16 protein-coding genes are annotated in these 23,024 nt (G+C 62.3%); 7 read left to right on the top strand and 9 right to left on the bottom strand.

Features of this window, described 5'->3' with window-relative positions:
• Positions 1-14: 14 nt before the first annotated feature.
• Positions 15-890 carry a glycosyltransferase gene (locus ACODS4_RS16200; protein WP_488865402.1) on the bottom strand — a complete coding sequence of 292 codons (876 nt, stop codon included), beginning with the start codon at positions 888-890 and terminating at the stop codon, positions 15-17.
• 266 nt (positions 891-1,156) lie between these two features.
• On the opposite strand from ACODS4_RS16200, the gene ACODS4_RS16195 reads away from it, so the two are divergent.
• Both ACODS4_RS16195 and ACODS4_RS16190 read left to right on the top strand, forming a co-directional pair.
• Entirely contained in the window at positions 1,157-1,606 is a 450-nt protein-coding gene (locus tag ACODS4_RS16195) for a hypothetical protein (RefSeq protein ID WP_488865400.1), read from the top strand.
• A 42-nt stretch (positions 1,607-1,648) separates the two neighbouring features.
• Positions 1,649-3,559, top strand: a complete 1,911-nt coding sequence (locus ACODS4_RS16190; RefSeq protein ID WP_488865398.1) for a hypothetical protein — start codon at positions 1,649-1,651, stop codon at positions 3,557-3,559.
• A gap of 63 nt (positions 3,560-3,622) precedes the next feature.
• Here the strand turns inward: ACODS4_RS16190 and ACODS4_RS16185 are convergent, their stop codons facing one another.
• A complete protein-coding gene (locus tag ACODS4_RS16185; protein ID WP_488865396.1) occupies positions 3,623-5,080 on the bottom strand; it encodes an ATP-binding protein in 1,458 nt (485 codons plus the stop codon).
• Positions 5,073-5,744 (bottom strand): response regulator transcription factor, encoded by a 672-nt coding sequence (locus ACODS4_RS16180; protein WP_488865394.1) that lies wholly within the window; start codon positions 5,742-5,744, stop codon positions 5,073-5,075. The genes ACODS4_RS16185 and ACODS4_RS16180 overlap by 8 nt, the downstream gene beginning before the upstream one ends.
• Before the next feature lie 217 nt (positions 5,745-5,961).
• On the opposite strand from ACODS4_RS16180, the gene ACODS4_RS16175 reads away from it, so the two are divergent.
• From ACODS4_RS16175 to ACODS4_RS16165, 3 genes are read left to right on the top strand one after another with little or no spacing between them, the layout of a single operon-like run.
• Positions 5,962-8,118 carry a peptidase domain-containing ABC transporter gene (locus tag ACODS4_RS16175; protein ID WP_488865392.1) on the top strand — a complete coding sequence of 719 codons (2,157 nt, stop codon included), beginning with the start codon at positions 5,962-5,964 and terminating at the stop codon, positions 8,116-8,118.
• Positions 8,115-9,518, top strand: coding sequence for an HlyD family type I secretion periplasmic adaptor subunit (locus tag ACODS4_RS16170; RefSeq protein ID WP_488865390.1), 1,404 nt, complete (start codon positions 8,115-8,117; stop codon positions 9,516-9,518). Before ACODS4_RS16175 ends, ACODS4_RS16170 begins: the two co-directional genes overlap by 4 nt.
• A gap of 16 nt (positions 9,519-9,534) precedes the next feature.
• The gene (locus tag ACODS4_RS16165) at positions 9,535-10,875 is read left to right on the top strand and encodes a tetratricopeptide repeat protein (protein ID WP_488865388.1); all 1,341 of its coding nucleotides are present in this window, start codon (positions 9,535-9,537) and stop codon (positions 10,873-10,875) included.
• A gap of 16 nt (positions 10,876-10,891) precedes the next feature.
• On the opposite strand, the gene ACODS4_RS16160 is transcribed toward ACODS4_RS16165, so the two are convergent.
• Positions 10,892-13,336, bottom strand: coding sequence for a tetratricopeptide repeat protein (locus ACODS4_RS16160; RefSeq protein WP_488865386.1), 2,445 nt, complete (start codon positions 13,334-13,336; stop codon positions 10,892-10,894).
• Positions 13,337-13,516: 180 nt separating this feature from the next.
• Here ACODS4_RS16160 and ACODS4_RS16155 point away from each other — a divergent pair, with 180 nt between their 5' ends.
• Positions 13,517-14,902: a tetratricopeptide repeat protein gene (locus ACODS4_RS16155; RefSeq protein ID WP_488865384.1), complete on the top strand. Its 1,386-nt coding sequence runs from the start codon at positions 13,517-13,519 to the stop codon at positions 14,900-14,902.
• Positions 14,899-16,860, top strand: coding sequence for an O-linked N-acetylglucosamine transferase, SPINDLY family protein (locus ACODS4_RS16150; protein ID WP_488865383.1), 1,962 nt, complete (start codon positions 14,899-14,901; stop codon positions 16,858-16,860). The genes ACODS4_RS16155 and ACODS4_RS16150 overlap by 4 nt, the downstream gene beginning before the upstream one ends.
• Before the next feature lie 7 nt (positions 16,861-16,867).
• Here ACODS4_RS16150 and ACODS4_RS16145 read toward each other — a convergent pair whose 3' ends face one another.
• Genes ACODS4_RS16145 through ACODS4_RS16125 form a run of 5 tightly spaced genes read right to left on the bottom strand, consistent with a single transcriptional unit; the run spans position 16,868 to position 22,934 of the window.
• The gene (locus tag ACODS4_RS16145) at positions 16,868-17,905 is read right to left on the bottom strand and encodes a glycosyltransferase family 4 protein (RefSeq protein ID WP_488865381.1); all 1,038 of its coding nucleotides are present in this window, start codon (positions 17,903-17,905) and stop codon (positions 16,868-16,870) included.
• A gap of 29 nt (positions 17,906-17,934) precedes the next feature.
• On the bottom strand, positions 17,935-19,044 hold the full coding sequence (locus ACODS4_RS16140; RefSeq protein WP_488865379.1) for a CgeB family protein: 1,110 nt from the start codon (positions 19,042-19,044) through the stop codon (positions 17,935-17,937).
• Between the two features lie 37 nt (positions 19,045-19,081).
• Positions 19,082-20,074 (bottom strand): NAD-dependent epimerase/dehydratase family protein, encoded by a 993-nt coding sequence (locus ACODS4_RS16135; RefSeq protein ID WP_488865377.1) that lies wholly within the window; start codon positions 20,072-20,074, stop codon positions 19,082-19,084.
• A 14-nt stretch (positions 20,075-20,088) separates the two neighbouring features.
• Positions 20,089-21,807 (bottom strand): class I SAM-dependent methyltransferase, encoded by a 1,719-nt coding sequence (locus ACODS4_RS16130; protein ID WP_488865375.1) that lies wholly within the window; start codon positions 21,805-21,807, stop codon positions 20,089-20,091.
• Complete coding sequence (locus ACODS4_RS16125; RefSeq protein ID WP_488865373.1) at positions 21,807-22,934, bottom strand: DegT/DnrJ/EryC1/StrS family aminotransferase; 1,128 nt, start codon at positions 22,932-22,934, stop codon at positions 21,807-21,809. Before ACODS4_RS16125 ends, ACODS4_RS16130 begins: the two co-directional genes overlap by 1 nt.
• Between the last annotated feature and the right edge of the window lie 90 nt (positions 22,935-23,024).

Raw genomic sequence — 23,024 nt, 5'->3', positions numbered from 1 at the left:
AACACAGGGGGATCCTAAAGGGCGAAGGCGTCGATGAAAGCCCCCCAACGGCGCATGAAGAGCTGGCGGTCGGCCCAGTCTTCCGATCCCTTGGGGCGGGTGGCGTTTTCCAGATGCAGCACTTGGCCCGCGTTGAGAATGGCGATCCCCTGGCCCAGTCGGCGTGCCGCAAGGCACAGGGCCACATCCTGGCACTCGGTCCGATAGGCCTCGTCGAATCCACCGATCTCCCGGAACAGACCGGACCGGATCATAACGCATGCGGCGGTGACGGCAAGGCAGTCCCAGCTTTCCGCTGCGGTCGCGGGCATTGTTTCCCGCGCGTGGGGGTGAAAACAAAAGCCGCGCAACGGCCCGTCGCGGAACACATCGATTCCAGCGTGTTGGACTGTTCCATCGGGGAAGAACAGGCACAGTCCGGCCATTCCCAAATCCGGTCGCTGTTCCAGCAAACGGAACATCCGCATCAGACAGTCGGGCTGGTCGCGCAGAATGACGTCGTTGTTCAGGAACAACGTGGCGTCATAGCGGGCGTGGGCGAAGAACACCTGATTGTTGCAACGGGAGAACTGGTATTTTAGGTCCCGCATGACCGTCACCATAGGAGGAGCACGGTCATACAGGGCAAGCACCGCTGGGTCGGTCGATCCCGTGTCACCGATCAGCACCTCGAACCCCAATCCGGCGTTGCGGAACTGTGGTTCGATCGCGATCAGGCTGTCAACCAACGGAACAATCAGTTCGGGTTTGTTCAGATTGAGGATGACAATCGACAACCCGCGCGCGGCTTCGCGTTCTGGAGCGTCTCGCAATCCATTCCGGCCAACGGTGTCCACGCGGTCCTGATTCGTGGCGTTGCCGTATGGGGCGAGCAGATGATAACGCTGCATGAGGTCGGGACGTCGTCAGGGGGGTATTTCGCGGCCATAAGATAGGCCGTTGGAAGGTTCGTCAATGCATTTCATCGGTTGGCAAGCCCCGTGAACCGTGGCTTTGGCCGTGACGTTCGTCGAACCGGGTGTGGGCGCCTTGTGGGAGATCCCTCCGGGATGGACGGGGCAGGGGCGCCCTGTTAAGAGAGCGGGGCGTCAGCCTGCACGGCTTTGGTTGTGTGCGGCGCATTGTCCTGGCCCCAGGTGAGACGGGTTTTCGCGTCATGACGTTGGCTGATGATCTGCCGCATGCCTTTGCCTGCTGGCGGGGGGGCGATTGTGTTGAGGCGGAGCGGCTGTGCCGCGCGCTTTTGGCGGACAACCCTGGCCATCCTGGGGTGTTGTCGGTTCTGGTTCTGGCGTTGCACGGTCAACACCATCATACGGCGGCGTTAGAGGCGGCGCGTCAGGCGATTGCCCGCGCCCCTTTGGCCGGGCACCTTCATCACAACGCCGGTGTGTGCTTGACCGCTCTTGGGCGACCGCGCGAGGCGGCGGCTTTCTTTCAGCAGGCGGTCGCGCTCCTTCCGGCTCTGGCGCCGTCCGCGCCACGGCCTTATTGGCGTGCGTGTGGGGCCGGAATGGTGGAGCTTGACCTTGGGTTTGTCGCAGACGACGACCATGCTCGTGCCGCAAGACTCGTCCATCCTCCGTTAACGCCGCCGCGCCGCTGACGCGAAGGCGATCATCCACAGCCAGCGACCGGGGGTTATCCCATGCCGCAAGCCATTGTTTTTGTTCATTTGGGCGACGTACTGCCCGCCTATCTGGATGATGCGCTCGCGCAGGCGCGGTTGTTCAACGCCTGCGACATTGTCCTGGTGGCGAACGCCGCCGCTGTGCTGGCGTCACCGCCCGATCCGATTTTGGGCATTCGGGTGCTGCGTGTCGAGGATATGCCGGTGTCGCCCGACCTGGCGCGGTTCCGCGCCGTGGCCACGACGGATCGCAGTTTCCGCTTCGGTTTCTGGACTTATGTCATCGAACGTTTCTTCCTGATTGAAACGGCGATGGAGAGCTTGGGGTTGACCAACGTTATCCATCTGGAAAGCGACAATCTGCTGTATGCGGACATCGGCCCGTTGTGCGAGCGGCTCGAACAGTTGTATTCCGGTCTTGCCGTGCCCTTTGACAACGATCAGCGGGGTATCGCCGGTCTTCTCTACGCGCGCGATGCCGCTGCGTTGAGGCGCTTCACTCATTTTATTGCGGAGTTTTTTGTCCGCAATCCGGGAACCCGGATCAACGACATGGCGCTGCTCGGTCTGTTTCGGCAGCGGTTCGGAATGGAGCGCGTGGACGCGTTGCCGGTGGTTCCGACCGATGGTCCGCCCGTTGCGGGTAGTTTGACCGGTTTGATTCCGGCGGAGCCGGGTCTGTACACCCGGCATTTTGCGGCGCTGGGTGCGGTTTTTGACACCGGCGCGTTGGGGCAGCATCTGGGGGGGGTCGATCCACGCAATGTCCAGGGGCGTCGAACTGTTGGATTTTTGAACGAAAGCGCGGTCTATCAGCCATCAGACTATCGGTTCCGCCTGATCCCGGATGATCGGGGGCGACGCGTCCCCCATCTGCGCGCGCGTGGGTTGGGGGAGGATGCCCCCTTCTGGCCGATCATCAACCTTCACGTCCATTCCAAGGATCTGGCCAGCTTCCGTTCGGCGCCACCCTGTCCCGTGGCGTCACCCGCTCCGCCACCGCCTGCGGAGCCGATCATGATTCCAGAGGCGGACATCATCACCGGCGAACGTCTTCAGACATTGGCCGATGTGGCGGTGATCGATCCGGCCACCGCCGCGTTCCACACCAGCTTGCGCCGTTGCCCCACTCTGCGGCTGTGCCAATTCCAAGGGGGGCGGGAGCGTCTTGTGGTCGAAGGAGCCGGTCAACTCCTTGCTTTGCAACGGGCGTCGGTCATCTTCGTTTACACGCACCTGATCGACCGCTTCATCCACGACCTTCTTCCGCATCTGACTCATCGCTTCGTGCTGATGAGTCACAACAGCGATCACCGCATCGGTCCCCAGCATCGTGTGCTCTTGGACGATGTCCGTCTCGTCCATTGGTTTGCCCAGAATGCCGAGCTTGACCATTCCAAGCTGTCCGCTTTGCCGATCGGCTTGGCCAACGCGCAATGGCCGCATGGGGACACAGCGGCGCTTGCGGCGGTCGCCCGTGAGCGGCGTTCGCAGGATCGGTGGCTTTACGCAAACTTTGAGATACGCACCAACCCTGTCGAGCGGCAGCGGGTGTTTGACCTTCTGAAGGACAAGCCCTTTGTCACGTTGACCCCGCCCAAGCCTTATCGCCCTTATTTGGAGGAGTTGGCGGCCCACCGTTTCTGTGTGTCGCCTCCCGGAAATGGGCCGGACTGCCACCGCACATGGGAGGCTTTGTCTCTGGGAGTCATCCCCTTGGTGCAGGCGGGGGTGTGGATGCGGTCGTTTGCGGATCTGCCGTTGGTGGCGGTGGAGCGGTGGGAGGATGTGGACGCAGACTTTCTGGAGCGGGAACATCAGCGCATCCAGGGGGTGTTGGCCACAGGTCCGTCACGCTTGGGGCCGGTGACGCTTTCTTATTGGCGCCACCGCATTCGCACAGCCTTTGCAGAGCGGCCTTGCCCGTGATGCGCTGCATGTCCTGAACATGTCTTGGCGCAGTTGTGGAATCAAGAAGACCAAGAGGGCAAATCACCCTTTGGGCTTTTGTCCGCTTGGGCTGTTATCCCGGATCTGTCCGCTGTGATCGGCGGAGGTCATGCTTTGGGTTGGTGGGAAACACAGGCGCACGCGAAGACCGGGCTGGTTGTCCTCCATTGTCAGCTTGGCTCCGTGCAATTGCGTCACCGCGTCCACCAAGCTGAGTCCCAAGCCGTTGCCTGGCGTGCTGCGGCTCCAGTCCAGACGGATGAACCGTCCCAGGACGCGTTCGTGATCCTCAACCGGGATGCCGATGCCGTTGTCGGCGATGATGATTTCGGTCCATCCGGCGCGGTTGATGGCGACGGTCACGTCAATGCGTCCGCCTTCGGGGGTGTATTTGACCGCGTTGTCGACCAGATTGGCCAACGCTTGGGCCAAAAGCTGTTCCTGCCCCCGCACCACGGCTTGAACGTTGACTTCGATGTTCAGAGAAATCCGCCGTTCTTCGGCGACGGGCTCATACAGTTCCACCACCCGCCACAGAACAGGCGAAAGCGGCACATCAACCAAAGGCATCTGCTGGTAGCCCGCCTGGGCCTTGGCAATGCTGAGCAAAGCGTTGAACATGTCGAGCAACCGGTCTGCCTCGGCGATCGCCTCCTGGATCATCTCGCGCGTCGGATCTCCATCGCGTGTTTCGATCACCGCCATTTCCAACTGGCCGCGCAGACGGTTCAACGGGGTACGGAGGTCGTGGGCGATGCCTTCGCTGACATGCCGCAAGCCAGTCATCAGATCCTCGATCTGGTCGAGCATGTCGTTCACGTTGGCGGCGAGCCGATCCAATTCATCGTCATTGGGCGAGCGCGGGATGCGGGCGTGCAGATGGCCGTCGATGATCTTGCGGGTGGTGCGGTTGATTGTTTCCAGGCGGTGGGTGAAGTGGCGGCTGACCAAGCGACCGCCAATCGCTGAAATCATCAGGATCGCCATGAAGCTCCAGAACAGCGCTTGGACGATCTGGCTTCGGAAGCGTCGCCACTCCCCCAGATCAGCCCCAACCAGCAGTGTGTAACCATCCGGGAGCGACCGGATCACCCCCATCGCCATCAGGTCGCCCGGCGGGGCGCCATCATGCCCGACCAATCCGGTTCCCGCCTGAAAGGAGAGCCATCCCCGGTGATCCGGGGTGACGGCGGGCATGGCGGGCAGGTTGCCGATCACCCGTTTTCCGTTTGGATCGGTCAACAGCAGCAGATCGGTGATGTGGGCCGTTTCGGTGCGGTCGGTCAGAACCTGGATCAGTTTGGGCAGGCCACCCCGGTTGTGGTGGCTCATCAGCCCGTCGAGTTCAGCGGTGATGGAGTCTTCGGCCTGACGGTCGAGGAACGCTTCCGTAACCTTGTAGATCATGCCCGACACGATCAGGGCTGACAGCACAAAGACTCCCAGGGAGACCAGAGCCACCCGGAGCGTGACAGTGCGCAGGCGCAACCGGTCAAGCACGCAGACAATACCCCGCGCCGCGCACGGTGTGGATCAGCGGGGTGGCGAAATCGCGGTCGATCTTCTGGCGCAGGCGGGCGACGTGCACTTCGATCACGTTGGTCTGCGGGTCGAAATGAAACTCCCAGACGTTTTCCAGCAGCATTGTCCGTGTCACCACATTCCCGGCGTTGCGCATCAGATATTCGAGAAGCTTGAATTCGCGGGGGTGCAACTCGATCGACCGACCCTCCCGTTTCACCTTGCGGGTCAGAAGATCCATTTCGAGGTCGCCGACCTTCAGGCGCATCTCTGGCTGGTTTTGCGGTCGTCGTCGGCCCAGGATTTCCACCCGGGCGATCAGTTCGCCCAACGAGCAGGGTTTGGTCAGATAGTCGTCGCAGCCGTTGCGCAAGCCATACAGCCGGTCCTCCAGGCTGCCCAACGCGCTGAGAATCAGCGCTGGTGTGTCGTTGCCGATGGCGCGCAGCGAACGGATGACGGACATGCCGTCCTGAGATGGCAGCATGCGATCAACGATCAGGACGTCGTATGATCCGGCGGCGGCCTGTTTCAGGCCTTCGGCGCCGTCCGCGACATGATCGGCTTCATGACCATGATCCCGCAACCCCTTCAGCATCAGGGCTGTTGCTTTTGGGTCATCCTCAATCACCAGGATTCTCATGGCAGGGTTGTTGTCGTCTCTTCAGAGTTAAGGGGGCCGCCAATCCAATGATAATCATCCGTTCCGTTTGATGATAGCGGCTTACGAGATTCGCATCTCCGTCTTGTTCCAGGGGAATGACTGAAAAAGGATGGATTACAATGTTTTAATTTGCCTGTGAAAACCAGCGGGTTGCCTATACGCCAAAATCTTTTTGCAGTTTAGGAGCGTCACGCAGATGCCCGCCTCCGGGCCAAACAGCGCCTTGAAGTGCCTTGTCGAGGCGGCCCGCCTTCGAGGCATAGACACGTCGGTCGAACGCATCCAGCATGACAATGTGCTGGACAACCGTGAGCCATCCAGCCGCCTTTTGGTGAAGTTGGCCGGCAAGATCGGCTTGAAAGCGCGCGCGGTCCGCATTGGCTGGCATCACTTCGGCAAGCTGGATCAGGCCTTCCCGGTGATCGCCCGTTTGCGAAACGGCAACTCGGTGCTGATTGTTGGCGCCAACGTCGTCAACGGTGTGCCGGTGGTCCTGATGCAGGATCCTCTGGCGACCGACGGCGTCGCGTTGCCGGTCGATGAGGCCCGCTTCACCGACGCCTGGACCGGCGAAGTCATCCTGCTGAAGCTGGACGGCGATGCGGTGGCGGAGGAACCGGAGTTTGGTTTCTCCTGGTTCTTCCCGATGATCCGGCAGCAGAAGCGGGTGTTCCGCGATGTCGCCATTTCGGCGATTCTGCTCAGTGTCCTGACCATGGCGATGCCGGTCTTCATGCAGATCGTTATTGATCGTGTTCTGGTGCACCGGAGCATCGAAACGCTGCATGTGCTGTTGGGCGGCATGATGCTCGCCATCGTGTTCGAGACGCTCTTTTCCTACATGCGCCGTTATCTGATGCTCTACGCGTCGAACAAGATCGACGCGCAGGTCAGCATGCGCACCTTCTCCAAACTGGTCAGTCTGCCCATCGATTTCTTCGAGCATTCGTCGACCGGCGTCGTCACCAAGAACATGCAGCAGACCGAACGCATCCGGCAGTTTCTGACGGGTCAGGTGTTTTCTGTCGCGTTGGATTGCATCGGTTTGATCGTCTTCATCCCGATGATGTTCATGTACAGCGCTGTTCTGGCCATAGTCGTTCTGGGGTCGACCCTGCTGTTGTGCGTGATGATGATCGCCTTCCTGCCGCCGATGAAGCGACGCATGAACGATCTCTACACCAGCGAGGCCAACCTTCAGGGCTATCTGGTGGAAACCATCCAGGGCATGCGCACCATCAAGTCGCTGGCGTTGGACGCGCGCCAGCGGCAGGCCTGGGATCAGAAGCTGGCCCGCGCCATTGAGAACCGCTTCCGTTTGGGCAGCTTTGCGTTGATCGCCCAGTCGCTCATCATGCCCATCGACAAGCTGACCCAGGTCGTGGTCATGGGCTTGGGCGCCTACATGATCTTCGACGGCTCGATGCTGGTTGGTGGTCTGATCGCCTTCAAGATCGTCGCCGGGCGCGTCACCGGGCCATTGGTTCAGCTTTCCCAGATGATCCAGCAGTTTCAGGAGGTTTCTCTCTCCCTGCGCATGCTGGGCCAGATCATGAATCACGACGTTGAAGAGGGGCGCACCGGACGCGGCATGCGGGCGGCGATCAAGGGGGCGGTCGAGTTTTCCAACGTCCGCTTCACCTATCCCGGAGCGTCCTCGCCCGCGCTTGACCGTGTGTCCTTCACCATCGAACAGGGGCACATGTTTGGCGTCATGGGCCGAAGCGGTTCGGGCAAGACGACGGTGACGCGCATTCTTCAGGCCCTGCACCGCCCGCAGGAGGGCCTCGTCAAGGTGGATGGTCATGATCTGCGGGAAATCGATCTCGACCATTTGCGCACCAACATCGGCGTTGTGTTGCAGGATAATTTTCTGTTCCGAGGCACCATTCGCGAGAATATTTCGGCGGCCAAACCTGGCGCGCCGATGGAAGAGGTGATCGAAGCCGCGCGTCTGGCCGGGGCTGACGAGTTCATTGAACGTTTGCCGCGTGGCTTTGACACGATGATTGAGGAAGGGTCGGCCAATCTGTCGGGTGGTCAGCGTCAGCGTCTGGCCATTGCCCGGGCGTTGCTCATCAACCCGCCCATTCTCATCATGGATGAAGCGACCAGCGCGCTTGACGCCGAGAGCGAGGCGATCATCCAAGCCAACATGCAGAACATCGCCAAGGGCCGGACCCTCATCATCATCTCGCACCGCCTGTCTTCTTTGGTGAGCTGTGACGCTATCATGGTGCTGGATCACGGCAAGGTGGCTGATGTCGGTCGTCACAACGATCTGTTGAGCCGTTGCGACGTCTACCGTCATCTCTGGTACAAGCAGAACCGTCACCTGGAGATCGCATCATGAGCTTGGTGCAGATCAAACCCTCGCCGCGTGAGCTGGAAGAGGCGGAGCGCTCGATCGCTGATTTTCAGTCGGACACGTCCGAGATTGAAAACCAGCCGGAACCGCTGCTGACGCGGTTGACGCTCTACACCACCACCGTGATGATCGTGGCGGCGATCACATGGGCGTCTTTTGCCCGGATTGATCGGGTGGTGTCGGCAAGCGGTCGTCTGGTGTCCACCGAAACGCCGATCATCATTCAGTCCTTTGACACCGCGATTCTGAAAAGCATCAAGGTGCGCGCCGGAGACATCGTCAAGGCCGGGCAGGTCTTGGCCACCGTCGATCCGACCTTTGCCCAATCGGACATTGGCCAGATCAACGTGCGTGTGCAGACCGCCGAAGCCAACATCTCCCGTTTGGAAGCCGAACTGTCTGGTCAAACCTACAAGCCGCCTGTGGCCTTTCCACCGGAAATGGCCATAGCGCAGCTTGGTTTGTGGCGAAACCGCCAGGCCCAATTCAATGCTCAGGTGTTGAGTTACAACGAGCGCATCGCGCGCGCAGAGGCCAACATCGCCAGCAGCGCGATCCAGATCGTCAATCTGACCGCGCAGTTGCAAAAGTGGAAAGAGATCGAGGACATCCGCAACACGCTGGCGGCCTCCCAGGTTGGCAGCAAGCTGAACGCGTTGGCGGCCACCGCAAACCGGCTGGACATCGAACGCAATCTGACCTCGACCAAGGCGACGGAACAGCAAAACCGTCACGAATTGGATGATCTGAAGGCCCAGCGCGAAGCGTTCACGCAGCAGTGGAAAAACACGATCGCGCAGGACCTGCTGCAACAGCGCACCGAGCGTGACGTGCTGGCCGAGCAGATGGCCAAGGCCAAGAAGCGGCAGGAGTTGGTGACGCTGACCGCCCCCGTGGACGCGGTGGTGTTGGAGGTGGCCAACCGTTCGGTCAACTCAATCGCCCAGGCGGCTGAGCCGCTGTTCACGTTGGTGCCGATCAACGCGCCGTTGGAGGCGTCGGTCCAGATCGATGGGCGGGAAATTGGCTTCATTCGCGAGGGCGACGCCGTTGCTCTGAAGTTCGACACCTACAATTACTTTGAGCATGGTGCTGCGGAAGGCGTCGTGCGGACAATCAGCGACGATTCCTTCAGCCGCAACGACCGGACCACGGGCATCGCCAAGGCGGATGGCGGTTCAGCAACGACAGGTGCAAGCGGCGGCTTGTTCTACCGCGCTCAGATCAAACTGACCAAGGTCGATCTTCGCAACGTACCGGATGGCTTCCGCTTGGTTCCTGGCTTGCCCTTGACCGCTGACGTCAAGGTGGGCAGCCGGACCATCATTGCCTATTTCCTGAAGCCCCTGTTGGGCAGTGTCAACGAAAGCATGCGCGAACCTTGATGGCCGGTTCCTTCCCATGAGTCAAAACACCAGCAAACCCGCTGGAGCGCTTCTGCGCGGTCAGCGTCGCGCGCTCCAGAACTGGCCCAAGAAACGGCGATTGCCCTTTCCGGCGCTGTTTCAGCGGTTGCGGGGAACGGAGAAGCTCCACCGCGACGCTAAGGCGGCGTTTGAGCAAGGCCGACCGGCGGAAGGGGCGCGGCTGCTGAAGATCCTGGCAGCGCGCCGGGATCGCGACGCCCTGTTCGAGCTTGGCCAATGTTACGCCGAAGGTCGCGGCGTCATCCGCAACATGCCGGAGGCGGTCGATTGGATCCGCCGCGCTGCGGAACTGGGGCATGTGGACGCCCAGCATGTGCTTGGGCAGATCTTCTCCAATGGCATGGGGAAGGTGCGGGACTTCAGCGATCCGATGCGGCTGTACGCGGGGATGGAGGATGTCGGCCCGCAGTCCAACCATAGTTTGCTGTTTCCCGCCGGCATCAACATTGAGCGCAACGAAGAGGAAGGATACCGGTGGCTGGAACGGGCGACCGCTGCGGGACATCCCTTCGCTCAACTCGATCTTGCGCAGCGGTTTCTGTATGGCTGGTCAGGCGGTCAACCGGACATTCCACGCGCTGTGGAACTGTTGAAGGCGTCCGCGAAGCAAGATTGTTCCAAGGCCCACGTTGTTCTCAGTCGGATGCTTCTGGAAGGCAAGCTGGTGGCTCGGGATCCGAAAGCTGGGGTGGAGCATTTGCGCGCCGCCGCCGAGTTGGGAAATCCCGATGCGGCCGGAGAGCTGGGGGTTTTGCTGGCCAGTGGAACCGATGTGGCCGCTGATCCGGTTGAAGCGGTGCTATGGTTTGAAAAAGCGGCGGCACGCAACCACAGCCCTTCGGTTCTCAATCTGGCCAACATGTGCTTGCGTGGGCAGGGTTGCCCGCAGAATTTCAACAAGGCGGCTGGCCTGTACCGCAAGGCGATCAAGCTTGGGCGTTATGCTCAGGCGCAATGGCGGCTGGGAAGCCTGCATGAGTCCGGGCGTGGGGTTGAACAGGATCCCTTTGAGGCGTCGGAACTCTATCGCCAAGCCGCTGAACAGGGGTTTGCCCCCGCCCAGTTTTCTCTCGCGCTGCTCTATTCACGCGGTGTTGGCTTGGTGCGCAACGATCAGAAGGCCGTTGAGTGGTTTGAAAAGGCGGCCAAGGCCGGGCATGTCCAGTCCTGTCTGAACCTGTCCTTGTTGGCGTTGCGGGGACGGCTTGGCGCGCCAAACCGGGAGTTGGCCCGCCAATGGCTTGATCTGGCCCGTGCCCACGCTGGTCCTGGCGATCAGGAGCACATTCAGCATGTGGAACGCCAATTGGGGTGATGGCTCCGCGTGACGGTCAGCGGGGGGCGGCCTGACACCAGCGCCGCCATTCCTGCCGGAGGGCTGATTCCATGGACTGGGCAAACCCTCGTCCATCCATCAATGGGGAGCGCCGCATCCGGTCGCGCAACCCCGCGCGCAAGAGCGCCAGCCGATTCGGATCGCGGCACAGCTCGACGGTCCGTTTGACGCTGTCATCGGCGCTGTGGGCCACAAGCTCCGGCAATCCCAGAAGGGTGAGGAAATGGGCGCTTTGCCGCCCCGCCGGGCAATCATTTGGCCAAGCGACCATAGGCACGCCCATCCACAACGACTCGCAGCTTGTCAATCCACCGGAAAAGGGCAAAGGATCGAGCGCGACGTCAATGTCGCCATACTCCGCCAGCATTGCCGCGTGAGATGACCAACCGCGCAGGTCAAGGCGTTGGGGATCAACCCCCGCCGCTGCGAAGCGGGCTGCAATTCGGCCGCACACCCGGGGATCGCCCAGCGGTCGGGCTTTCAGCACCAACCGGGCGTTGGGCAGGGCCGTCAACACCCGTGCCCACAGCGTCACCGTTTCCACCGACAGCTTGGCCAAACTGTTGAAAGAACCGAAGGTGATCTGACCACCGTTGCGCGTTGCCGGAAGCGGCCCAACGGGGGGAGCTTCGTCGGGTGGACGGTAACAGAACCGACCGTTGGGAAGCGTCAACAGGCGTTCGGTGAACCAATCTGCTGCGGTGCCGGGCATCTCCTCTCCTCCGCCGATGATGAGGTCGATGGCCGGGACACCGGCGCTGTGTGGGTAGCCGAGCCATGTCGCTTGGATCGGAGCCGGGCGGAGGGCGAACAGCGCCAGACGATGATCCGCGGTATGGCCCGACAAATCGATCAGGATGTCGATGCCGTCGGCCTGGATCGTTGCCGCCGCCGTGGCGTCGTTCATCGCCCCAATCCAGCGCCATCCGGCGGCGTTTCCCATCAATTCCCGTGTCAGCGGGTCGCCGGGTGGATCGCTGGAGGGGGCGGGGTGGTTGGCGTAACCGATCACCGCCATCCGCTGCCGGTCATGCGCGGCCAGGAAGGGAGCGATGAAATACCCCACCGGGTGTCGGCGCAAATCCGCCGAGACAAGACCGATCCGCAGAGGCCGTTCCGGGTCTGGACTGTTTGGAAAAGGCGTTAGGGTGGGGCGGGACGGCGCATGCCGAACGCCCCATGCCCGATGAGCGTCGCGCCTTTCGGCTGGGGCGCCGCCGGGCTGATACAGTTGGGCGAACAACAGACTGCTGTGCGCCTTGTGCGACGTTGGATGCGCGCGCAGGGCATGACGCAGGCGGATCATCGCCTCATCCACCCGTCCTTCGTCCACCAGAGCGATGGCGCTGTTGGTCAGAAGGGAGGAATCGGCGGGACTCAGAGCCAGGGCGCGGCGGAACAGGGCATGGCCTTGGCTGTGCAGTCCGCGCGCGATGGCGATTCGTGCCAGCCGTCCCCAGTGTCCGGCGTCATTGGGTTGGTGCCGCACGGCCTGCCGCACCGCGTGGAGCGTCATCACGCCATCTCCCGCCGCTTCGGCCAGATCGGCGACACGGCGCCAGAGAACGGATGGGTTGGCCGTTTCGGACCAACGATGCGCGCCTGCCAACACCGCCGCCGCTGCGCGCCACTCTCCGTCGTCAAGCCGGGCATTGCTCAATCCAAGAGCCGCTTCGGCTTGTCCGGGGTCCATGGTCAGAGCGGCGGAAAACATCCGTGCCGCCGCCTGAGGCTGTCGCAAACGCAACAGGGTGTTTCCACGGTTGGCCAAAGCCGCTTTTTGGGTCGGCTCAAGGCACACGGCGTTGCCAATGGCTGCGGCGGCTTTGCCGTCATCGGCCAGGATCAGGCCGAGCAAGCTCCAGAGATCGGCGCGGGTTGGAGCGGCGTGCAGAAACGCGCGGCACGCTGTTTCAGCCTCCGTCAACCGCTCCAGTCGCCGCAGACCGTCCACCACCAACATCGGCAACTCTGGACGGTTTTCCCCGAGTTGCAGCGCCCGATTCGCCGCCGCAACCGCTTTGGCCTGCTCGTCCTGGTCATACAGCAGGCGTGCGCGCAGGGCATCGGCCATGCCCAAGGCCGGCGTCAGACACGCGGCGATGGTGGCGTCGGCAAGCGCACGGTCGGGCGATCCGACGGACGCCCGCAAGGCGGCCCGGTTGAGCCAGATGTCGGCCCGATCCGGTTGAAGCCGTAGGGCGCGGGCAAACCCCTGTTCGGCCCGTGTGGCGTCACCGCGCAGACGATGCGACAGGCCTGCGTTCAGCGCGGCCTCGACCGATTGTGGATCCTGTGCCGTCAGCACCGCGCAAAGTCGGTGAGCATCGGTGAATTGTCTGGCGTGCAGACACGCGCGCAGCCGGTCCAGCAGCAGCGCCGTGTCCTGTGGGAGGGCCGGATCGGCAATGTGTGTCGGGGGTTGAGCAGTCGATGGCACGGGATCACGCGGGAGGCGGGCGGGCAAATCCGGTTGATGCGATGGTGGGGCCGGGCGTATACCACATCGCGGTCTTGCCGAGCGGAACAATGAAACAAAACCATCAGGAAGCGCCGGTGACAACCTGGGTTTTCATCGCCCCTGATCCGTGTGGGCCTTTCTGTGCACGATCACACGACCGTGACCGTTGATCCGTCGCCTCCGGTGGCGGAGGCCGCCGATTTGGGGGAGGTCTATGCCCAGGCGCAACGGCATTATGCAGCGGGAAATCTGCCGGAAGCCGCCCGTATCTGTTATGGGCTGGTGGACGCCGATCCCTTGCATGGTCCAGCCCTGACGCTTTTGGGCATGCTGGCCCATCGCAGCCAGAGATTCGGCTTGGCGGCGGATTTTTTTCGTCAAGCTTTGGTCGCAACCCCATCAGACGTTGCCGCCCGCAGCAATTTCGCCACAGCCTTGAAGGATTGGGGGCGGTTGGAGGCAGCGCGCGGGCAATTCCGCGTTCTGTTGGCTGAGCAGCCTGGTCTGTTGGCCGGGTGCTACAATTTTGCCAATCTCTTGCAACGGTTCCATGATTTCGATGGGGCCATTGCCCTGTACCGTCGTGCGGTGCGGATTGACCCCGATTGTGTGGACGCGCATTGGAATTTGGCGCTGAACCTGTTGCGGGTGGGCCGGTTCGCCGAAGGGTGGGACGAGTATGAATGGCGCTGGAGACGTCCCGGCACCCCGGTGGAGCATCGCGGGATTCCGTCCTGGGATGGGACGCCGTTGAACGGGCGGACCTTGTTGTTGATTTGCGAACAGGGGTTGGGCGACACGCTTCAATTCCTGCGTTATGTTCAGGAACCCGCCCTGTCGTCGGCCTTGTCCAGCGGCGCCGTGGTGTTGCGCTGTCAGGCGGAATTGGTGCGTCTGCTGGATGGGCAGACGGGTGTGGATCGTGTGGTGACAACCCGTGACCCACCGCCCCCGTGCGATGTGCAGGTGTCGCTCATGAGTTTGCCGGGGCTGTCCAGGACCCGCATGGAGCGTATTCCAGCCACCGTTCCCTATCTGCGGCTTCCGCAGCGACCTGTCTCTCTGCCGAGGGGTGGTTTGCGTGTCGGCTTGGTGTGGGGCAGTTCGCCCACGGACCCCTCGCGCAGTTGCCCCTTGTCGCTGTTTGTCCGGCTGTTGAGCCAGATGCCGGAACTGCGCGTGTTCAGCCTGCAAAAGGGAGAAGCGTCCGCTCAACTCACCGACACACCGGGCGCGGCCCTCATCACCGATCTGTCGCCCCGCATCGCCGACATGGCGGACACCGCCGCGCTGATGCAGGAGTTGGATTTGGTGGTGACGGTGGACACCTCGGTGGCGCATCTGGCCGGTGCTTTGGGACGGCCCGTGTGGATCCTGTTGCCGCATCTGGCGGATTGGCGATGGATGCTCGACCGTGATGACAGCCCATGGTATCCGACGGCGCGTTTGTTCCGACAGAGACGCGCCGAGGATTGGGTTGAGGTGATGGAGAGGGTGGGGCGGGCTTTGGCCGAGCGTCTTGGAATGGAGAAAGGGCGGTCATGACGCGCGACACATCGGCGGGCGCGCCAACCCCGCAAGCCCAGGCCGCAGCGCTTTTGCGTCGCGCGGCTCAGGCCCGCAGCCAGCAGCGCCCCGATGATGAAGCCGCCGCCTTGCGTGCCGCCCTGCGCGTTCTGCCTGGCAGCGCGTCGGTCCATTTCGCGGTTGCCAACGCTCTGTTCGCCCGTGGGCGGCATCCGGCGGCCCTTGCCGCGTTCCAACGCACCATTGCTTTGGAACCGGGCTTTGCCCAGGCGCATCACAATCTGGGTGTGCTGCTGAAAAAACAAAAGAGCATGGCGGCGGCGGCGGCGGTGCTGGATCGTGGGGTTCGGCTGGACTCCATGATGGGAGGCAGCCAGATGCTTCTGGGCGATGTGCGGCTGGCGCTGAACGACCGTGACGGCGCGCGGTCGGCGTTGGAACGCGCTGTCTTGCTCCAACCGGCGGAAGCGCGGGCATGGCTGCTGTTGGGGTTTCTGGCCAAGGGGCGTGATGACCCTGATCGGGCGGCTCTGTGTTTTGACCGTGCGTCCCAGTTGGCCACAACGGACAGCGTGGCCCGTTTTGGTCTGTGCATGGCCCGTTTGCCCAGCCTGTATGACCACAGCGATGAGATCGCATCGACCCGGGCGCAATACGCCACCGATTTGGACGCCTTGATCCGGTCGGCGCCGTTGAACGACCCGGCGGCTGTGGAGGCGGCCGCCAACGCCGTGGGCAGCTTCCAGCCTTATTATCTGGCGTATCAGGAACGCTGCGACCGACCGCTTCAGGAAAAATATGGCCGTTTTGTCGCCGGGGTGATGGCCGCGCGCTACCCGGTCTGGGCAACGCCCCGGCCCATGCCATCCCGCCCGCCCGGAGAGCCCCTGCGGGTCGGCGTTGCGTCCGGTTTTTTCCGTTGGCACACGATTTGGAAGCTGATGATCCGGGGATGGATGGAGGGGCTCGATCCCACCCGCGTTCAACTCTACGGGTATCACACCTCAGCCACACGCGATGATTGCACGACGCGCGCGCGCGCGGGCTTTCATCGCTTTGTCGATGGGTTGGCGTTCGAGGCCATGGCCGATGCCATCCGGGGTGACGATCTGCACGCGTTGATTTACCCGGAAATCGGCATGGACCCGATGGTCATCCGTTTGGCCGCCTTGCGTTTGGCCCCGGTGCAATGCGTGTCCTGGGGGCATCCCGACACCACCGGGTTGCCGACCATCGACGCGATGTTGAGCAGCGATTTGATGGAGCCTGACGGGGCCGACGCGCATTACAGCGAAGAGTTGATCCGCTTGCCGGGAATCGGCATCGCCTATCCACCCTTGCCGGTTCCGGTCGAGGAAACGGATTTTGCCGCTTTCGGGGTGCGTTCGTCGGCGATCGCCTATCTCTGCTGTCAATATTCGTCCAAGTATCTGCCGCATTACGACGATCTGTTTCCCCGCATCGCGCGGGAGGTTCCCGACAGCCAGTTCTTGTTCATCAACCCGCGCGCCGATGGCGTGACGGCCCGGTTGCGGCGACGGTTGGATTTGGCCTTTGCCCGGCACGGTTTGGACGCGGCGCGCCATGTGGTGATCTTGCCCTATCTGCGGCCAGGGCAATACGCGGCGTTGAATCAACGGGCTGATGTGTATCTCGACAGCGTCGGGTGGTCGGGCGGCAACACCACGTTGGAGGCTGTTGCTGAAGGCTTGCCCGTGGTGACGCTGTCGGGTGGTTTGATGCGGGGGCGGCACAGCAGCGCCATCCTGACCCAGGTGGGAGTGACCGACACCATTGCGGCGGATCTGGACAGCTATGTCGCGCTTGCCGTCCGTCTTGGGCGTGATCCGGTGTGGCGGGCGGCGTTGTCCACACGTGTTCGATCCGGCTGCCGCCACATCCACGAGGACAGCCGTCCCTTGCGCGCGTTGGAAGATGCGTTGGAACGGTTGGTGGCGGAGCGGGAGGGCCGGTGACGCGTGATCAGGGGGGAGGCGATCCGGCGGCGTCCTCCAGAACCCGCAGCAGACCGTCGCGGTGACGTTCCAGGCTGTGGCGGTCCTGGTGGGTTTGCCGCCCATTTGCGGCCAGGCGTGCGCGCAGTTCCGGGTCATCGCGCAGCCGGGCAAAATGCTCGCTCAACCGTGTGGCGTCGTCCACTGGTGACAGCAGTCCGTTCCAATCGTGGCGGATGGTGTCCGGGATGGGGCCATGATCGCTGGCGGCGACGGGAAGACCGCTTTGCAGCGCTTCGAGGATCGCCAGATTGACCAGATCGTCGCGGGTTGGGCAGGACAGCGCGTCGCAGTGCTGAAGATAGGCGGCCACCGCTTCTTCGTTTTTGGAGCCAACGAAATGGACGCGCTCCGTCTCGTTCTCGGTCAGATCCGGGGTGAAATTGGGGTGTCGTGGCCCGACATAGACGAGTTGCACGCGCGGGTCTGCCAAACGACGCATGGCCTCCAGGGTCAGGTCGGCGCCCTTGCGTCGCTCAACCGTTCCCAATTGGAGGATCGTGAAGCGATCCGGTCGCAGTTCGGCAGGGCACGGGCGCGGCTGCGGATCGACCGCCACACCGTTCTCAACCACGGTCCAGTTCGCGCGCGCCAACCAGTCGTGATAAAGGGCGGTTGCTTGCCACCGGGTGGGAAAGACGATCCGGGTGGCTGCGCGGAAGGCGTCGGGCAGGGCGCTGTGGCTTTCCACCATGCCGATTCCAAAGCGTGGTTCGTGGATCCACCAGACCACCGGCCTGTGAACCGCACAGCGCGGCACGATGGCGCCGGTCAACAGGGAGTTGCACAGCACCACATCATAATCCCTCACCATCCCATCAAGGATGACCGGGATCCCCAACGCCTCATAAGCCCGCTTCAGCGTCGGCGGTCCGTTTTGGCACCACAGAACGGTGACGTCATGTTCACCCTTTGCGCCGCCCGCGACCATCGCCTTCAGGAAACGGAACAGGGCCAGGGACGATCCCGAATAATCAAGATTGGCCGAGATCGCCAACAGCTTCATGACGCCCGCCTCCTTGCAGGTCCCTCATGTCAACCCAGAAGGGGCAGCAAGTCGCGCACGCGGTGATGATAGGTGTGGCGCGACAGCACCGCCTGTTGGCCCGCTTTGGCGATGGCTTCCAGCTCATCGGGGGCTGATTGCAAGCGGCGGATGGCGGCGATGCAGCTTGCGGCGTCGTCATACACCACAATTTCGCGGTCAGGTTCAAAGTAGTCGCGGATGTTCTTTTTGTTGTCGGTGATCAGAACCGAGCCAACCCCCGTCACCTCGAACAGGCGCAGATTGTTGGCGTATTCCCCGGCGGCGTCGAGATGGAAATTCAGCACCATCCGGCAGTCCTTCAGGGCCTGATACATTGGCAGCCCCCACAAGGGCGGATGGCCGGTGATGCGCAGAGACGACGGATCAATCCCTTCCGGCCAATCGGCCCCGCCCCAGAAGGCGAGGGGCAGTTCACGCGCCACATCGGCGATGAAACGGGCGCGTCCCCGGTGATGGGATGAAATGTTGCCGATGAACGCCACGTCGTGTGGCTTGCCATGATCGGCCAGATGGGGCAGCAGCCGTTCGTCGAAGGCCAGCTTCACCAATTCGCTGCGGATGCCGTGACGGGCGAACTCGGTCACTTGGTTGGGCAGTGACGAGATGATGAGGTCGTAGCGCTTCAGGCTGTTGCGCGGCATGACCGCCGCGTGTTGCCCGACGGCGATGCCGTAGCTGCCCTTGACCGTTTCCAGGAAGTTGTCATCGAACATGTAGAGATTGGCGCACAGCAGAACGTCGGGACGGAACTTGCGCACCTGCTCGGCCACGATGCCGCGCTGCCACCCCCATTCTTGCTTCTGGCGCAGGGTGTAGCCCCCAAACACCAGCGCGTCGCTCAGGGTTTTGGCGGCGTCCAACCGGTCGTTTTCGATCATCCAGCGGACTTGCTGGGGTGCGTTGTTGGCCGAGATGTCCAGCACCTCATGACCCAGGGCGCGCAGTGGTTCAGACCACGCTCCGGCGGTGTGGAAAAAGCCATCGACCTGCGTCTGATACTGCTCCGCGAACGACCGGGCGGTCAGGCCTGGCGCCCGCTTGTTGTAAAGCCACTGAAGAAATCCATCGTAAACGGTGTCAACGATCAAAAAGCGCATGGAATCCTCTGGGCCTTAAAGGAAGCGTCACGGCGCATCAGCCGTAATGCTCCATGTTGTCCTGAAAGAACGTCACCGTTTTTTCAACGCCATCCCGGAACGACACCTTGGGCGCCCAGCCGGTGGCGGTGCGGAAAAGGGTGAAGTCGGAATAATAATCGCCAATGTCGATCTTGCGGCGCTCCGCCGGGTATTCGCGCACGACGTAACGTCCATCCGGTCGCAGCGCGGTCAACAGGCGCGCAACCTCCTCCAACGACAGGATTTCCTCGCTGCCGATGTTGTAGACCTTCCCATCGCTGGCCCGGTCGAGCGCGGCGATCAGCATGGCGTCGACCACATCATCGACATAGTTGAAATCGCGCAACTGCGCCCCGCCCCAGACATCGACCGGCAACCCCTGGAGCAAATTCTTGATCCAGATGCCCAGAAAGGTTTGACGGGCGTCCTTGATCCGCATGCGCGGGCCGTAGGTGTTGGTCAAGCGCAGCACCGTTGCCCGGATGCCGTGAACGTCGTTGTAGAGAATGTGGTAGAATTCACCCGCCGTTTTGTTGATGCCGTTCACATCAACGGGGCGGATCGGGTGCTTTTCATCCACCGGGAGATAATGCGGTCGCCCGTAGATCTGGCGGGTGCTGGCGAACACCAGCTTGGCGTCCGGGTTGTGCGCCCGGCAGACCTCCAGAAGAGACAATTGGGCGGCGCAGTTGATTTCCAGATCGGTGAAGGGATCGGCCATCGAATCCATATGGCTGGTTTGGCCAGCCAGATTGAAGATGTAGTGTTGATCCTTCACCAGATAGGACAGGCTGTGCTTGTCACGGACATCCGCGATGTTGATGCGCACCCGATCCTGAATGGTGGCCACATTGCGCAGATTGCCGCCATAGAGCGGATTCATGCTGTCCACCAGCAGGACCGACGCCCCAAGATCGATCAACCGCATGGCCAGGTTGGAGCCGATGAAGCCCAACCCGCCGATGATGAGGACGTTGCTGCCTTTCAAGCTGGCCAGATCCACACCCATGCTTTCCTCCACCGTCACGCCGCCCCATTGGGCGCAGGGCGCACGCGCTGAAACAGGTAGGAATGGAAGGTCGGCTGTTTGGGAGCGCCTTCAATCTTGGCCCCATCACCGGACAGGAAACGCTGCGCAACCTCGAAGCCGCAACGGCGGACGCTTTCCACCAGTTCACGCTCGTTCAGGATCCAGCAGGTGAAGGCCGAACCATACGCGTGCTGGCGCGCGATGAACGAGGATTGATCCCGAACCGTCGGCTGGCGCGCGATCAGGAGGCTGTTGGTCGCGGCGTTGGCCAAGCTCGTGACGACCGTCATCCAATCCTGGCTATAATGGATGGACGCGCTTGCGATCACCAGGTCATAACGACCGGCGACGGCTTGGTCGGCGTCTTCGACAAAAGCGACATTGGGCGTCAATTCGGCCCCGAGGCGGCACATTTCGCCGATTTCCTTGACCGTGTAGGCCAAGGGAATGGCGGGAAGCAGATGCCCCAGCGTGGCGGCGGTGAGGCCCACAGCCCCCCCCCAATCCAGAACGGTCAAAGGGCGTTTGCTGTCGCCGGTCTGGCTGTGGGCGTGGCTGACCGCTGTGGCGGCGATCAATGTGTTGGCTTGTTCCAGCAACGTGTCGCCCGCCGCAATGGCCGGGGGGCGCGCCCGGAAATCGGCAACCTGCTTGCGACGAACATCGGCGATGGCCTGAAAGGACCAGCCGCTATGAGTTGAGCTGGATTCCTTGGGCCATTGCGACCCAACATACTCCCAACCGCTGGCTGGAACCGTCGTCGGCGCCGCTTGAGGTGTGTGCGCCGCAGGCGGATTCTTGGCGTAACGGATGTCGGTGTATTTGCGGAACGGCCCGAACCGCTTCTCCAGATCCGCGCCCTTTGCCTTCAGCATGGCGATGTAGGGGCGGTAGATGGCCTCCAACAGCAAGGGGTGGCGATCACCGTCCTGCTTATCAACACCCAAGCTCCAGCGACCGTCCGGCGTTTCGCGCAAGGCGTGGTAGTGATAGAAGATCACGCGCTTGTCGCCGAAGAACAGCAGACCGTCCACCATCGACAGGCTGCTGTTGTTGATGTTCCAGGCCGCCAGATTGGCTCCTGGATGTTCGATGATGCGCAGATTCAGGTATTTGTTGGGCCAGGCGTCCAGATATTTCTGATCGCCGAACCGACTGTCTTCCAACCGGTCGTAACACCAGGCGATGCAATCGGCGCGATAATCGGCCAGGCATTGGCGGCCTTCCGCATCATTGCGCCAGGACACCCAACCGACGTTGAAGCGCCCGTATTTGACCAGATGGGTCCGTTCGGGGGAAAAACGATGCGGGATGATGGCGACCGATGCGGAGCCGATCTCCTCATGCACGATTTCAGGATCGGCGAAGAACCGAAGGTCGGCGTCCAGATAGGTGAGGATGTCGATTTCGGGAAAACGATCCAGCAGATAGGCCGGCCAGCACGGTGTGCAGGTGAAGTAATACTCCACCAATGATCGGGTCGTTTTTGCCGCGAGCAACTCGGGATCAGCCGCTTCCAGTTCCATCAGGGGAATGGCGGTGATGTTGGGATGGGCGATCAGATCGAACATCCGCTTGCATTCGTCGTCGAAGCACAGGACGAAGAAGCGGGCCTGCGGGTTGTAAGCCCAGATCGTTTCCATCAGCACCAGCCCACGCGGCAGGTAGCGATGGTCGAAATACGAGCAGTAGTAACGAACGGGCGGTGCCATCAGGCCCCCTGGACTTGGCGAATCAGACCGATGACGCGGCGTGCATCCGCGTGCGGAAGCTGCGGGTACATTGGCAGGCTGAGGATGTCGGACGCCAAGGCCTCGGTGTTGCGCAGAGTGCGGCAATAGCGATCAAAGCGCCCGCGATAAGCGGGTTGGGCATGAACCGGGACCGGGTAATGAACGCCCGTGCCGACCCCTTCGGCGCGCAACCGGGCGGCCAGCCCGTCGCGGTCGGCGGTGCGCACCACATACTGATGATACGCATGGGTGAGCGGACCCGGAGCCTGCGGGCTGACAACCGGCGTGCCCGCCAGCCCCTCGTCATACAGGGCGGCGATGGCGCGACGGCGGGCGTTGCGTTCTTCCAGACGGGTCAGGCCGATCCGCAGGATGGCGGCCTGCACGGGATCAAGGCGGCTGTTCACCCCTTCGATGGCGCTGATGTAACGGTCTTTCCAACCATATTGACGGACCAGCCGGGCCAAATCCGCCGCCGTGTCGTCGTTGGCGCAGACCATGCCGCCATCGCCCAGCGCGCCCAGATTCTTGGTGGGGTAGAAGCTGAAGGCGCTTGCGTCGCCAAAGCTGCCCGCCCGCTTGCCGTTCCAGGCCGCCCCATGGGCCTGCGCGCAGTCTTCAACCAGTTTCAGGCCATGACGGCGACAAACCTCGGTCAGCGCATCCGGCGCCACCATGGCGCCGTAGAGATGAACCGCAACCACCGCCTTCAGTCGCGCGCCATCAGGCGAGGCGCGCAAAGCCGCTGCGGTTTCATCGAGCAGGCCGACATCCATGGTGAAGCCATCGTCGGTCACATCGACCCAGACCGGTTCGGCGCCGCAGGACCGGATGGCGACGGCGGTGGCGACGGCGGTGTGTGAAACGGTCAACACCAGATCACCGGGGCCGACGCCAACCGATCGCAGGGCGATTTCCACCGCCTGGGTGCCATTGGCGACGGCGACGCCATGGCGGACGCCGATGAAGGCGGCGAATTCGCCTTCAAACGCTTCCACCTCTTGACCCATGATGTACTGGCCAGAATCAAGCACACGGAGAACCGCCTCGTCCACGAGGGCCTTGTCTTCACGATAGCCCGCGCGCGGATCGACCTGAGGTGTCATGGATGTCCCGCCTGAATCATGGGATGGCTGTGATTGAGAAGGCCGGGCTGTCCTAGTCTTCCCATCCGAGGCTTGGGATGACTACCCCGC

It is taken from the genome of Azospirillum sp. FG154 (assembly GCF_057809575.1).
Note: the sequence above shows the minus strand (reverse complement) of the source record. Positions and strands in the feature narration are given on the sequence as shown.

Excerpts from the sequence above, each read along its gene's own strand:
- ACODS4_RS16175 (WP_488865392.1), top strand. The coding sequence starts at position 5,962 with ATGCCCGCCTCCGGGCCAAACAGCGCCTTGAAGTGCCTTGTCGAGGCG.
- ACODS4_RS16180 (WP_488865394.1), bottom strand. The coding sequence starts at position 5,744 with ATGAGAATCCTGGTGATTGAGGATGACCCAAAAGCAACAGCCCTGATG.
- ACODS4_RS16130 (WP_488865375.1), bottom strand. The coding sequence starts at position 21,807 with ATGGCACCGCCCGTTCGTTACTACTGCTCGTATTTCGACCATCGCTAC.
- ACODS4_RS16145 (WP_488865381.1), bottom strand. The coding sequence starts at position 17,905 with ATGAAGCTGTTGGCGATCTCGGCCAATCTTGATTATTCGGGATCGTCC.
- ACODS4_RS16200 (WP_488865402.1), bottom strand. The coding sequence starts at position 890 with ATGCAGCGTTATCATCTGCTCGCCCCATACGGCAACGCCACGAATCAG.
- ACODS4_RS16150 (WP_488865383.1), top strand. The coding sequence starts at position 14,899 with ATGACGCGCGACACATCGGCGGGCGCGCCAACCCCGCAAGCCCAGGCC.
- ACODS4_RS16135 (WP_488865377.1), bottom strand. The coding sequence starts at position 20,074 with ATGGGTGTGGATCTGGCCAGCTTGAAAGGCAGCAACGTCCTCATCATC.
- ACODS4_RS16170 (WP_488865390.1), top strand. The coding sequence starts at position 8,115 with ATGAGCTTGGTGCAGATCAAACCCTCGCCGCGTGAGCTGGAAGAGGCG.
- ACODS4_RS16165 (WP_488865388.1), top strand. The coding sequence starts at position 9,535 with ATGAGTCAAAACACCAGCAAACCCGCTGGAGCGCTTCTGCGCGGTCAG.
- ACODS4_RS16125 (WP_488865373.1), bottom strand. The coding sequence starts at position 22,934 with ATGACACCTCAGGTCGATCCGCGCGCGGGCTATCGTGAAGACAAGGCC.
- ACODS4_RS16190 (WP_488865398.1), top strand. The coding sequence starts at position 1,649 with ATGCCGCAAGCCATTGTTTTTGTTCATTTGGGCGACGTACTGCCCGCC.
- ACODS4_RS16140 (WP_488865379.1), bottom strand. The coding sequence starts at position 19,044 with ATGCGCTTTTTGATCGTTGACACCGTTTACGATGGATTTCTTCAGTGG.
- ACODS4_RS16195 (WP_488865400.1), top strand. The coding sequence starts at position 1,157 with ATGACGTTGGCTGATGATCTGCCGCATGCCTTTGCCTGCTGGCGGGGG.